The organism is Kribbella koreensis (genome assembly GCF_039525325.1).
Classification (GTDB): Bacteria; Actinomycetota; Actinomycetes; order Propionibacteriales; family Kribbellaceae; genus Kribbella; species Kribbella koreensis.
Genome location: NZ_BAAAHK010000022.1, coordinates 66,370 through 79,274, shown reverse-complemented (window position 1 = coordinate 79,274; position 12,905 = coordinate 66,370). Strand labels below are relative to the sequence as shown.

10 protein-coding genes are annotated in these 12,905 nt (G+C 67.9%); 2 read left to right on the top strand and 8 right to left on the bottom strand.

Annotated features, from left to right (window positions below; translation table 11 throughout):
• Window positions 1-32: 32 nt before the first annotated feature.
• Together ABD116_RS38250 and ABD116_RS38245 are read right to left on the bottom strand one after the other, a co-directional pair.
• A complete protein-coding gene (locus tag ABD116_RS38250) occupies window positions 33-1,004 on the bottom strand; it encodes a phosphotransferase family protein (RefSeq protein ID WP_343982490.1) in 972 nt (323 codons plus the stop codon).
• Between the two features lie 40 nt (window positions 1,005-1,044).
• Window positions 1,045-3,756 carry a helix-turn-helix transcriptional regulator gene (locus ABD116_RS38245; protein ID WP_343982486.1) on the bottom strand — a complete coding sequence of 904 codons (2,712 nt, stop codon included), beginning with the start codon at window positions 3,754-3,756 and terminating at the stop codon, window positions 1,045-1,047.
• 90 nt (window positions 3,757-3,846) lie between these two features.
• Between ABD116_RS38245 and ABD116_RS38240 the strand changes: the two genes are divergently transcribed.
• Together ABD116_RS38240 and ABD116_RS38235 are read left to right on the top strand one after the other, a co-directional pair.
• A complete protein-coding gene (locus ABD116_RS38240; RefSeq protein ID WP_343982483.1) occupies window positions 3,847-4,914 on the top strand; it encodes a class I SAM-dependent methyltransferase in 1,068 nt (355 codons plus the stop codon).
• 47 nt (window positions 4,915-4,961) lie between these two features.
• On the top strand, window positions 4,962-7,064 hold the full coding sequence (locus ABD116_RS38235; RefSeq protein WP_343982480.1) for an alpha/beta hydrolase: 2,103 nt from the start codon (window positions 4,962-4,964) through the stop codon (window positions 7,062-7,064).
• A gap of 81 nt (window positions 7,065-7,145) precedes the next feature.
• Here the strand turns inward: ABD116_RS38235 and ABD116_RS38230 are convergent, their stop codons facing one another.
• From ABD116_RS38230 to ABD116_RS38205, 6 genes are read right to left on the bottom strand one after another with little or no spacing between them, the layout of a single operon-like run.
• The gene (locus tag ABD116_RS38230; RefSeq protein WP_343982477.1) at window positions 7,146-7,943 is read right to left on the bottom strand and encodes an ABC transporter permease; all 798 of its coding nucleotides are present in this window, start codon (window positions 7,941-7,943) and stop codon (window positions 7,146-7,148) included.
• Window positions 7,927-8,781, bottom strand: a complete 855-nt coding sequence (locus tag ABD116_RS38225) for a 2-aminoethylphosphonate ABC transporter permease subunit (RefSeq protein ID WP_343982473.1) — start codon at window positions 8,779-8,781, stop codon at window positions 7,927-7,929. Before ABD116_RS38225 ends, ABD116_RS38230 begins: the two co-directional genes overlap by 17 nt.
• Complete coding sequence (locus ABD116_RS38220; RefSeq protein ID WP_343982470.1) at window positions 8,781-9,968, bottom strand: ABC transporter ATP-binding protein; 1,188 nt, start codon at window positions 9,966-9,968, stop codon at window positions 8,781-8,783. Before ABD116_RS38220 ends, ABD116_RS38225 begins: the two co-directional genes overlap by 1 nt.
• Window positions 9,965-11,011 carry a 2-aminoethylphosphonate ABC transporter substrate-binding protein gene (locus tag ABD116_RS38215; RefSeq protein ID WP_343982467.1) on the bottom strand — a complete coding sequence of 349 codons (1,047 nt, stop codon included), beginning with the start codon at window positions 11,009-11,011 and terminating at the stop codon, window positions 9,965-9,967. Before ABD116_RS38215 ends, ABD116_RS38220 begins: the two co-directional genes overlap by 4 nt.
• A complete protein-coding gene (locus tag ABD116_RS38210) occupies window positions 11,011-11,691 on the bottom strand; it encodes a phosphonatase-like hydrolase (protein WP_343982464.1) in 681 nt (226 codons plus the stop codon). Before ABD116_RS38210 ends, ABD116_RS38215 begins: the two co-directional genes overlap by 1 nt.
• Complete coding sequence (locus tag ABD116_RS38205) at window positions 11,688-12,788, bottom strand: TIGR03364 family FAD-dependent oxidoreductase (RefSeq protein ID WP_343982461.1); 1,101 nt, start codon at window positions 12,786-12,788, stop codon at window positions 11,688-11,690. Before ABD116_RS38205 ends, ABD116_RS38210 begins: the two co-directional genes overlap by 4 nt.
• Between the last annotated feature and the right edge of the window lie 117 nt (window positions 12,789-12,905).

Here is a 12,905-nt window from a genome sequence, read left to right as displayed (position 1 = left end):
TGTCAACCTCGACCCAATCGGCGGACGGCCGCTCAGGCGGGGAAGTGCCAGGAATTCATCCTCAGGGACCACAGAGTTTCCAGCGGCGCGTCGGCGTACTCGCCGGGGTCGCCGTGCAGGGAACGTTCCCAGACCAGGGTGCGGGCGACCTTGCCGATCCAGCAGGCCAGGTCGAGCTCGGCGACCAGTTCGGCCGGGTTCCCGAACACCTCCAGGTAGGCGTCGCGCGGGCGGCGTACCTGGTCGTCGTCCGGGCCGACGTCGAGGAGCTTGGTCAGTGCGAGCAATGGGATCAGCATGCTGCTGAAGGAGTGGGCGAGCACGCTGTCGCCCCAGTCGTAGAAACGCACCGAGTCGTCCGGGCCGCCGAGCATGTTGTTGGTGTGCAGGTCGTTGTGGTCGAGGCTGGCCCGATCGGGCAGGTCTGCGCAGCGTGCGGTGAACTCCGCGCGTTGCCCGGCGATCCACGCGTGCCGCTCTTTGGCCTCGGCGTCGCCCGACGTCTCGGCGTACCGGCCGGTGACCTCCAGGGCCTCGTCGAAGCGCTGGGGCATCACAGCCGGTCGCATGTCGGTGACTCCGGCGGCGAGGAGGTCCTCGGCGTGCGGTTGCAGTTCGAGCTGCAGTTCGGCGTACTGCGGAAGTACGCGCGTCATCACCTCGGACAGGTCCCGGTCGCCGATTTGCTCGCGCAGCGTCGGGCCGCCATCCGGCAGCAACACCCAGCCGCGCTGGAGGTCGATGGCGATGGGGTCCAGTACGAAGCGCGGGACCATCGTGGCCAGGAGCCGGTAGAGCGGCACTTCGAAGACCGTCGCCGGGCCCGGAGCCTTCAGCCAGACCGGACCGGCGGTCGTGTCGGCGCGCAGTACGGTCCCCCACGCCCGCACCCGCGGCTGAGCCACCTCCCCCACCCGCTCGACACCAGCAGCCACCAACTGCTCATCAAGCCAGGCCCGGGCCTGACCGAGCCACTCTTCAGAGGTCCACGTCGCAGCATCCACACTCGGACCATGCCACGCCCCGGCCCAGACCGCCCGCCAATTACCGATGGCCGGCCTTCTCGAGGATTTCGGCCAGCTCGGGACGGGAGTGGATGCCCAGCTTCGTGTAGACCTTGCGCAGGTGGTACTCGACCGTCTTGGGACTCAGGAAGAGCCGAGCCGCCACACTGCGGATGCTCTGGCCGCTCGCGAGCAGTAGCGCGATCTGCCGCTCCTGTGGAGTCAGGTCGTCCGCGGTACTGGGCTCCCGCCGACGTGCTGTCTCCCCTGTCGCCTTGAGCTCCGCAGCGGCCTGGTCAGCCCAGCCAGGTGCGCCCAGCCGGTCGAAGGCCGCCACTGCTTCGCGTAGCTGCTCGCGGGCGTCCACTCTCCTCCTCATCCGGCGCAGCCAACCCCCGTAGGCGAGACGCGTGCGTGCGAACTCGAAGACGTCCAGCGTCCGCGCATGCCACTCCAGCGCGTCCTGGAACTGTTGCTCGTCGTCCTCGACCAGCCCCAGCGCGCGGGCAGCACGCGCCTGCGCCCAGGGCTGCCCTTTCTGGGTCGCTTGCTTCGCGAACACCCGCGCCGCGGTTCTCGCGTCCTCAACTCGCCCCAAGCGCAGGTAGACCTCCACCAGCTCGGGCGCTGGTGACAGGTCCGGATCCAACACGCCAAGCGATGCCAGTACCTCCGCCAAGCGCTCGTACTGCGGTAGCGCCCGCTGCGGATCGCCCTTGCCCAGCTCGAGGTCGCCCAGCGCGAACAGCGACCAGACCAGCCCGAGGTGGACCTGCCGTTCCGCGCCGATCTGCATTGCTTCGGCCGCGGCTGCCCGGCACTCGTCGGTGCGACTCTGGTGCGCCAACAACCACGCCAGGCCGGCCAGGTTGCTCGCCAGCTCCGTGGTCTGCCCGGTCTCGCGACTCAGCCGGATGCCTTCGTCATACGAGGCCGCTGCATCGGCCCACCGGTCGGTGGTCGCGTCGTCGCGGGCCAGCTGGAACAGGACGGCCGGTAGTACGCCTACTGCGACCTGGTCACGGCGTTCGCGCATTGCCGCTTCGATCAGGGCCCTGCCGGTGCCGGTCTCGCGCAGGAACATCGGTGCGAGCATCATCCAGACCTGCCGTCGCCGGTCGTGGTCCAAGGCGACCGATGGCGCAAGCTCGATGGCCTGGCGGATCTCCTCGGTACCACCGCGGCCGGACAGCACCTTGGCGACACCACTGGCGAGCAGGCCGATGACACGTGTTCCTGGGCGCTCGACCTGCTGCAGCAGGTCGCTCAGGTCGTCTGCTGTCTTCAGTGCTGTGGCTGCGTCGCCTAGACGGAAGCAGGCGTTGACCACATCGGCCAGCAGGCCTACGGCGGCTTCGGGGTCGGTGGTCTCGGCTGCCGCGGCGACGAGGATGTCGCGTGCGCGTGCTGGGGAGCCACACTTCACTGCGATGTCACCACGGAGTTCGTCGGCCTGCGTGCGGACGGGGCCGGGTGGGTCGAGGGTCAGCGCCTCGTTGAGTAGGGCGTCGGCTCGGTCGGGCATGCCGGCGAACCAGGCTGCTTGGCCGGCTGCGACCAGGCGTAGCGCGCGAGCGCTCGGAGTACCGGTGAGGCGGGCGGCTCGCTCGTAGGCGGTTGCTGCTACTGCGTGTGCTCCTCGGTCGACGGCGTGGTCGCCCGCTAGCTCCAGTGCTGCCGCCACTACGTCGTCTGTGCCAAGCACTGTCTCCGACAGATGCCAGGCCCGGCGGTCGGCATCCTGTACTGCGTTGGCGACCGCGAGGTGAACAGTGCGGCGTTGCGCGGGCTCGGCATTCGCATAGATCGCCGACCGCACCAGAGGATGCCTGAACTCCACTCTGCCGTCCCTGAGGTGGATGAGCCCTGCCTGCTCGCCCTCACCCAGCACTGCAACATCTACTTCAAGCTCATCGCAAGCTCTCGCCACCACTCCCAGGTCGCCGTCCTCTACCGAGGCAACGAGCAGTGCCCGCTGTGCGGCGTCGCTGAGCTTGTGAGCCCTTGCAGCGAAGGCATCCGCAAGCAGAGCCGGCACAGGCACCGGCACTCCCGGCGGCACTCGCTGCAACTGCTCCGGATCCCTAGCCAACTCCAGCAACGCCAGCGGGTTCCCCGCCACAGTCCGATGCAAGCTAGCCACCAGATCAACCGGCAACCCAGCAACCAACTCCTGAGCCGCCGCCAACCCCACCCCGCCCAACCGCAGCTCCGGCAAATCAGCCCCAGCCAACGGATGCGTCTCCCCCGCCCGAGCAGCGATCACCAGCCCAATCGGATCCGCCACCAACCGCCGCGCCGCAAACAACAACGCCTCCGCCGACGGCAGATCCACCCACTGCGCGTCATCAACCAACACCACCACCGGCGCCCCCTCCGCATACCGGCAAACCAGGCTCAACACCGCAGCCCCCACAGCAAACCGCTCCTCAGCACTGGGGTGACCAGCACTGTCATCTAGAGCGAGAGCTGCAGAGAGTGCTCTGCGTTGGGGAGGTGGGATGCGGGGTAGTTCTCCGAGGGCGGGGCGGAGGAGTTGGAGGAGGGTGCCGAAGGGGAGTTCTTGTTCGGCTTCGGTGCCTTGGGCTTTGAGGACGCGCAGACCTGCGGCGAGCATCGCCGCCTCCGTCACGAGAGCTGTCTTGCCGATGCCCGGTTCCCCGGTGATCAGCAGTACCCCGCTGGATCCCACCCGCGCCCCCGCGACCAGCCGTTCGATCGCCCGCCGTTCGGCGTCCCGCCCGATCAGCATGTCTGGCAGTACACACCAGGTGGGTCACCTGATGCGAGCACCTACCCGCGCTTCCTAGGTTCGCAGTACAGATCCAGGGAGGGAACTGAGATGACAACAGTTGCGATCGACATGGACAAACTGATGGCCTTCGTGGGCCAGGCAGTAGGCGAGGTAGGCGCGACGCTCAACGCCGCGCTGGTGGTGATGGGCGACCGCCTCGGCTACTACCACGCACTGGCCGACGGTGGCGCGACCACACCGGCCGAACTGGCGGAGAAGACCTCCACCAGTGAGCACTACGCCCGCGAGTGGCTCAATGCCCAAGCAGCAGGCGGTTTCGTCGAGTACGACCCGCACACGGGCAAGTACCTACTGCCACCGGAACAGGCTGTAGCGCTGACCGACGAGAGCAGCCCGGCGTTCCTGCCCGGCTTCTTCCAGATCGCGCTCGGCACCGTGCAGCACACCACCGAGACCATCGAGGCGGCCCGCAGCGGCGCAGGGATCGGCTGGCACGAGCACAACTCCGACGTACACCTCGGCTGCGAGCGCTTCTTCCGCCCCGGCTACAACGCCAACCTGATCGCCGGCTGGCTCCCCGCGCTCGACGACGTGGTCCAGAAGCTGGAGTCGGGAGCCCGGGTGGCCGACATCGGCTGCGGGCACGGCGCCTCGACCATCCTGATGGCACAGGCGTACCCGCAGTCCACCTTCATCGGCTCGGACTACCACCCGGAGTCGATCGAGACGGCCCGCCGGCGTGCGGCCGAGGCAGGTGTCACGGACCGCGTGACGTTCGAGGTGGCGCCTGCGACGAAGTACAGCGGAACCGCGTACGACCTGGTGACCACGTTCGACGCGCTGCACGACATGGGCGACCCGGTGGGCGCCGCCAGGCACGTACGCGAGTCGCTGGCGTCCGACGGCACCTGGATGGTCGTCGAGCCGATGGCCGGTGACCGAGTCGAGGACAACCTCAACCCGGTCGGCCGTGCGTACTACGGCTTCTCCACGCTGCTCTGTACTCCGGCTTCGCTCTCCCAGGACGTCGGCCTGGCGCTGGGAACGCAGGCCGGACCGGCCCGGATCCGCGACGTCACCACGGCGGCGGGCTTCACCCGGTTCCGTACTGCGGCCGAGACCCCGTTCAACCTGGTCTTCGAGGTCCGGCCCTGAGACAGTGCCGAAATAGCTGACATCGAAGGGCCTTGGGGGCTAGGGAGATGAAACCGGAGCGACTCGCTCGACCGGCGGACCAGGTGGGGACGGTCGAGCGGGACGGGGTGACCATCGCGTACCAGGTGTGGGACGGGCCCGCCGTCGAGAGGGGGAACGGCGGGCCCACGGTCGTACTGATGCCGACCTGGTCGATCGTGCCGTCTCGCATGTGGAAGGCGCAGGTCCCGTACCTGGCCAGGCACTTCCGGGTGGTCACCATCGACGGCAGGGGTTCCGGGGCGTCCAGTAAGCCGGTAGGAGCCGCGGCGTACGCCGAAGCGGAATACGTGGCCGACACGCTCGCAGTACTGGACGCGGTTGGGGTCAGCGAGTGCGTACTGGTCGGCTTCTCCCGTGGCGTTCCCTGGGCATTGCAGGTGGCTGCGGCTCAGCCAAGTCGAGTACGCGGGGTCGTGTGCGTGGGGAGCGCACCCGGCCTCGTCCCGGACCCCAAGGGGTTGTGGAGCGAGCGCCAGCCGAGCAGCGAGGGCTGGGCGAAGTACAACCGCTACTACTGGCAGGAAGGCGACTACGAGGAGTTCCTCAAGTTCTTCTTCGGTCAGGTCTTCATCGAGCCGCACTCGAGCAAGCAGATCGAGGACGGCGTCCGCTGGGGTCTGCAGATCGGCCCCGACCGCCTGGTCGACACAGAAGCCGCCCGCCAAGCCCAGCAGCCGTCGCTGCCACCTGTGCAGTGCCCAGTGCTCATAGTCCACGGCGCCGACGACCCGGTACGACCGCTTGCCGACGCTCGACTCCTGGCCGAGCTGACCGGCGGCACCCTGGTCACCATCGAAGGCGGCGGCCACGCCCCACACGCCCGGGACCCCGTCTTCTTCAACCGCCTCCTGAAAGACTTCATCACCGCCCAGCAGCCTGTAGTCGCCGCTGGGCAGCAGCCGGTACGGCGTACTTGGGTACGCGCACTCAACCGCCCCCGCCGAGCTCTCTACCTCTCGTCGCCCATCGGCCTCGGCCATGCGAAACGCGACCTGGCCATCGCCCAAGAACTCCGGCTGCTCCGCCCCGACCTGCAGCTCGACTGGCTCGCGCAGCATCCCGTCACCAGAGTGCTGCAGGATGCCGGCGAAATCGTGCATCCGGCATCCAGCCTGTTGATCAGCGAAGCCGCGCACGTCGACTTCGAGGCCGACGACCACGACCTGCACGCGTTCCAGGCGATCCGCCGGATGGACGAGATCCTGGTCGCGAACTTCCTCACCTTCGCCGACGTGGTCGACGACCGCTACTACGACCTGGTGATCGCCGACGAAGCGTGGGAGGTCGACTACTTCCTGCACGAGAACCCGGAGCTGAAGCATTTCGGCTACGCCTGGCTGACCGACTTCATCGGCTGGCTCCCGATGCCCGACGGCGGCCCCGCCGAAACCGCCCTCACCGCCGACTACAACGCCGAGATGCTCGAACACCGAGCCCGCTACCCGCGTCTCCGCGACCACTCGATCTTCGTCGGCGACCCCGAAGACATCGTCACCACCACCTTCGGCCCCGGCCTCCCCTCGATCCGCGACTGGGCCACCACCAACTACACCTTCACCGGCTACATCGGAGCCACTCCACCCACCCCAGCAGGCCCACGCAGCAAGCAGCCCCGCTGTGTGGTGAGCGTAGGCGGATCAGCAGCCGGCAAGGCTCTGCTGCACCGAGTACTAGACGCAGTACCCATGGCCCGCCGACTGGTGCCCGGCCTGGAGTTCGTCTTCGTCACCGGCCCCCGCATCGACCCGAACGACCTGCCACCCACCGAAGGCGTCACCATCCACGGCTACCTACCCGATCTGAACCAGCAGCTGGCCGTAGCGGACCTCGCTGTCACCCAGGGCGGCCTGTCCACCTGCATGGAGCTGACCGCCCTTCGCATCCCCTTCATCTACGTGCCACTCGAGCACCACTTCGAGCAGAACTTCCACGTCCGAGCCCGCCTCGAACGCCACAACGCCGGCCACCACCTGCCCTACGAAGCAGCCAGCAATCCGCAACTCCTCGCCGAGGCGATCGCCAAGCAGCTGACCCAACCCATCGACTACCTCCCCATCCCCACCAACGGTGCCACCCGCGCCGCGAACCTCCTCAACGAACTCCTCTGACTGCCCGCGATGACCGAGCTCGTCGGCATACCGATTGACCGCCGGACTGGTCAGCCAGCGCAAGCTCAGACGGACCGTCGCTCAGCGCTCGACCGAGCGGCCCCGCAGCCGGTCCAGCGTGACGACCAGTACCACCGTTACCGCGAGCAGCACGAGCGACTCGGCCGCTGCAGTGAAGGTTTGGCCGCGGTCGGTGAGGGCGAAGACGCTGACCGGCAGGGTGCGCCAGGACGCCGGGTAGACCATGATCGTGGCGCCGACCTCGCCCATCGAGAGCGCGATCGACAAGCTCGCGGCGGAGACGATCGCCGGACGGAGCATCGGCAGCCGGATCCGCCAGAGCACTCGCGCGGGCGACGCTCCGAGCGAGGCGGCGACTTCGGCGTACGCGTCGTCTGTTCGTTGCAGTGCGGCGGTGACCGTTCCGTAGCTGAAGGCAACCATCAGGACCAGGTGCGCGATCACCACGATCCACTTGGTGCCGTTGAGCAGTACCGGCTGGCGCGAGAACGCGACGAGCAGGCTGAGGCCTACGACTACTGACGGTACTGCGATCGGCAGGTGATGCAGCGCATCCGCCAACCGGGCAAGGGATTTCGACGCGCTGCGTGCTGCGAGCGCGGCCCACGTACCGAGGGCAACCGCGAGCAACCCGCCGAGGAACGCCGTCTGCAGACTAACCGTGAGCGAGGCCAACTCGTCGCCCGACAACGCCTCAATCAGATGCGACCCGGTCGGGCCGGACGGGAACACCCCGTTCCAGCTGCCCGCGAAGGCGGCCGCCGCGACGACGATGAAGGGCGCTAGGACGAGTACGCCGAAGACGAGTGCGAACGCGACCCAGGCGACGAGCTTGCCCGGCTTAGTCCAGAGCAGCACGGCGGCCTCCTTGCCGGGTCAGAACGGCGCGCATGGCGACGTACAGGCCGATCGAGAGCACTACCTGGACGACCGCGATCACGCACGCGCCCGGGTAGTCGAACATCACGATGCCCTTGGTGTGCACCAGCATCGGCAACGTCGTCGTATCCCGCGCCCCGAGGAACAACACGATCCCGAACTCATTGAGCGTCAACAACAAAGTCAGCCCGCCACCCGCCGCCAAGGCCGGCTTCACCTCAGGCAGTACGACCTGCCGGAGCACTCGCCAAGGCCCACCGCCGAGACTCGCCGCGACATCGAGCTGCACCCGCGGAATCTGCCCCATCGCCCCGAGCAGCGGCCGCATCACGAACGGGGTATAGAAGGTGATCTCCGCCAGAATCACCGCCCACGGCGTAGTCAAGAACCCGCTGTCCCCGACCAGCGCCCCCAGCACTCCCGCCGACCCGTAAACGAACGTGAACGACAACGCCACCAGGAACGACGGCAACGCCAGCATCGCGTCAACCATCCCGGCGATCACCCGAGCCCCCGGAAACGGCACGAAACTGATCACCACCGCCAGAAACGTCCCCACCACCATGCACCCAACCGTCGAACAGACCGCGATCTGCACGGTCCGCACCAACGCAGCCCGAAACTCCCCCGACCCCACCACCGCCCGCCAGGTCGCGAACCCGCCGGTGAACGACTCCTGCGCCACCAACACCAACGGATAAACAACCAGCCCCACCAACACCAGCAGCGGCGGCACCAACCACACCGACCGACCGACCCGCCTCGACGACCCTTGGTTGCCTAGAGCAAGCGGCGTCCCCAACGCCTCAACCGCCATCAGCGCCCCTCCGCCGCGACCAAAGTACAAGCCTCAACCGGCAGTTCGATCGACACCTTCGCCCCCACCGCAGGCACCCGCCCACCAGCCGGTACGTCGACCTGCACCGCCACCCCCGGCAGCCCATCGATCGCACAAGTCAACCGACTGGACGCCCCACGCCACTGCGCGGCCACCAACTGCGCCGCCCACCGATCAACGCCGTCGCCACCGTCAGTCCCACCGCTTCCGGCCGCGCCCCCACTACTTCCGCCGACCGCGCTGGCGCCGCCGGCGCGGTCGGTGAGTTTGATGGCGTGCGGCCGGATGCAAAGCAGCAACTCCTCGCCGAGTTGGCGGCCGGCGGCCGCCTCACCCTCGTCTCCCGGCGCGGGAACGTCGTACCGGCGCCCGCCTGCCGCTGGGGGCCGAAGGCCCTTGACCTGCTGTCCAGCAAGACGGACTTCTTCCTCCTCCACCTCGACCGGGAGGAGATTGGCGCCGCCCAGGAAGGAGGCGGTGAAGGCTGTGGGTGGGGTGGCGTAGAGGTCGGCTGCCGGCGCGATGTCGACAAGTCGAGCATCTCGCATGACGGCGATTCGGTCGGCCAGCGCGAGCGCCTCGGACTGGTCGTGGGTTACGTAGATGATCGCCACGTCCGGTACCTCGCGCCGGAGCTTCTGCAGTTCGCCCAGCAGGTCGGCGCGCAACTGTGCATCCAACGCAGCCAACGGCTCGTCGAGCAGCAGTACCGGCGGTTGGATGGCGAGTGCCCGGGCGATGGCGACCCGCTGTTGCTGCCCACCGGACAACTCCCGCGGATACCGGCGAGCGAACTTCGCCATCCCCACCATCTCGAGCATCTCAGCAACCCGCCGAGCGACCTCCGCCTTCGGCTTGCGAGCCGCCTTCAACCCGAAGGCGACGTTGTCTGCAACCCGGAGATGCGGGAACAGCGCATACTGCTGCACCACCACCCCAATCCCACGCCGAGCCGGCGGTACGCCGGTGACGTCCCGCCCGCCCAGCCACACCCGCCCCCGACTAGGCCGCACAAACCCCGCAACCGCCTTCAAAGCAGTCGACTTGCCCGACCCCGACGGCCCGAGCAACGCCACCGTCTCACCAGCCGCGACCGTGAGATCGAGCCCCTCCAGCGCGACCGTCTGACCGAACTGGACGGTCACATCCTCGAGCCGAACAGTCATCCCTGAACTGCCTTGTCGTACGCCGCGACATCCGCATCAAGCGAGGCAAGCACCGCGTTCCAATCCGGCTGCCAGACCTCCACCCCAGCCATTGCCTTGAGCACCGACTGGTAGTTCGCATCAGTCGGCTTGACGTCCGCCCGAGCCGGAATCCCGAAGGCATCCCCGGAGACCGTCTGCTGCGCTTCAGGCGAGAGCAGGTACGTCATCAGCTTCTCGCCACCATCCTTGTTCGGCGCCCCCGCGCCGAGCCCCATCACATACGGCAGAGCGACCGTACTGCGCTTCCCATCAGCCGTCGCCGGGAAGAACACCTGGAACGCCGACTTGTCGTTGGCGATCGAGGTCAGGTTCATCTGCACGTCGCCGTTGGCCACGTAGATCTCACCCTTGCTCACCTTCGGCTGCAGCTTGCCGGTGGACGCGGACGGCCCGACGTTGTTCGCCTCGAGCTTCTTCAGATAGTCGAGCGCCCCCTGCTTGGCGAGCAGGTGCTGCAGCAGCAACAGCACCGCAGTACCGTCGCCTGCCTGCCCAGGCGTCGAGTACTGGATCTTGCCCTTGAAGCGCGGATCCAGCAGCTCGTCGAACGTCTTCGGCAGCGCACCCTTCGACGGGTTCGCGATGAAGCTCAGATAGTTGTCGATCACCGTCACGTAGTCGGCGGCCTTCGGCCCCTTGACCTGGTCACTGCCCGGAACCTGATAGTCCTGCAGCAGCTTGTCGGCCGACGCCTTCTGGACGAACGGTGGCAGTGTGATGACGACGTCAGCCTGCGGGTTCGACTTCTCCTTCTGCAGCCGGGAGACGACCTCACCCGAACCAGCCTCGACCAGCTGCACCTTGGTACCGGTCTGCTTGGTGAAGGCGTCGAACCTGGTCTTGTACCAATCGGCCAGACCATCAGCGCTGTAGACGGTGACGATCTTGCCGCTGGAGTCACCGGCCCCGTTGGTGGAGGCTGCGCCGGTACCACCGCAGGCGACGAGCGAGGTGAGCAGGGCACCGGCGAGCAGACCGGTGAGGGCACGCGAGCGGAACATCACAACTCCGTTTTGGCTAGCAGGCCGGGCAGGTCCCGGACCGACTCGAGTACATGGGTGGCACCCGCGGCAACGAGCTGATCGTTGCCATGGGCACCGGTAAGGACCCCGGCGACGATCCCGGCACCGGCCCGGACCCCCGTGGTCATGTCGTACGCCGTGTCGCCGGCCACGGCCACGTCGGCCACGGCATCGGCTTTCAGTTCGAGCAATGCCTTGAGGACCATGTCCGGGTACGGCCGGCCGCGACCCGCCTGCGCGGGGCAGAGGGTGAGGTCGGCGAGGTTCTTCCAGCCGAGCGCGCCGAGGATCCGCTGCTGCGTCGTCTCGGAGAATCCGGTGGTCAGGCAGACCTTGATCCTACGGCTCCTGAGCTCGCGGATCGCGTCCTCGGCGCCGTCGACCGGGGCGCTGTGACCTCCGTCGACGAGCATCCCGTACGCGGTCTCGAACGCCTGGTTGGCCTGTTGCGCCGCCGCCTCGTCGTTGTCGAGCAGATGCCGGAAGACGGTGATCTTCGACTCCCCCATCGTCGCCCGGACATGGGCCAGCATCCCGTCGTACTTCGGGCTGCCGGATTCGATGCCTTGGGCACCGATCGCCTGGGTGAACGCCTTCTCGACCAGGCCGTCGTCGGCGACCGTAGTACCGGCCATGTCGAGCACCACGAGCTGGATCACAGTCCTGCCTCCGAGTAGCTGGTTTCGGCGATCGCGGGCGACATCGTCATGCCGCGGCCGCCGGGACCGGTGACGAGCGTGACGTTGTCGGCGACGGTTCGGCGTACGGCGATCTCGGCCTCGGTGGCCTGCGAGTAGACGCCCGCCCACCGGCGTACGACCGGCGGCAGCTCGCGCCCGAGCAGGCTCTCGACCGTCGACCTCAGGTAGTCGTAGGGATCGCTCTGTACGTCGAAGCCGAACGGCTCCGCATATTCGTGCGTGTCGCCGATCGTCAGCCCGCCGTCGGCGCGCTGGACCATCAGCAGCTGCATCGCGTTGTCGGCGGCAACAGTTGCCTGGGGCGTCTGCTTGAGCGCATCGAGCGCCGTTCCCTGGTACGCCGGGTAGTACCGGAAACTGTCCGCGTCGGCGACCGCCGTCGTGAGCTGCTCGTCGAGCGGAGCCGTCTGCATCATCTGCAGCCGGACCCGGCGTACCGGCAGCTCGCCGGCCAGCTCGCGGATCAGCCCGCTGTGCCAGGCGCCGGTGCAGAGGAAGATCTCGTCGGCCGCGTGGATCTTGCCGTGGTCGTCCCGCACCTCGCCGGTACTGACGTCGCGGACCTCACGGCCGGGGACGAACTGGTACCGACCGGACTTCTCCAGTTCGGCCCGCAACTCGCGGAGCACCTTGCGCGGCTCGACGATCGCGTCCCGCTCACACCAGAGAGCGCCGAGGAGGTCGCCCTTGAGCGCGGGGTTGCGGTTTGTGGTCTGCTCGGCGTCGAGCAGTTGGAAGCCACGTGCGGCCGCATCAGGCTTGCCGGCAGCCTCTTTGGCTACGGCCAGCTCGTCCTCGGTCCGGCAGACGGTCAGCGAGCCGGCCGGGCGGAAACCGATCCCGGGCACGCGCTCCCACAGCTCCCGGGCCCGCAAGGCGGCCTCCAGCTCGGCGCCCACGGCCCGGCCGCTGACCCAGACCAGCCCGAAGTTCCGGACGCTGGCCCCGCGGCCCTCGCGCTCCCGCTCGATCTGGACCACGTCATACCCACGCCTCACCCCCTCCCAGGCATGAAACATCCCCAGCACACCACCACCAACCACCACAATCCGCATGATCGTCAGATTGGTCCGGACCAATTACACCTAACCTGACTCCCCCCGACCACCAGATGAACCCCGCCCAAACAACCAGTGCCCCACCCACCACCCCACCCACCAAAGCCACCTCCC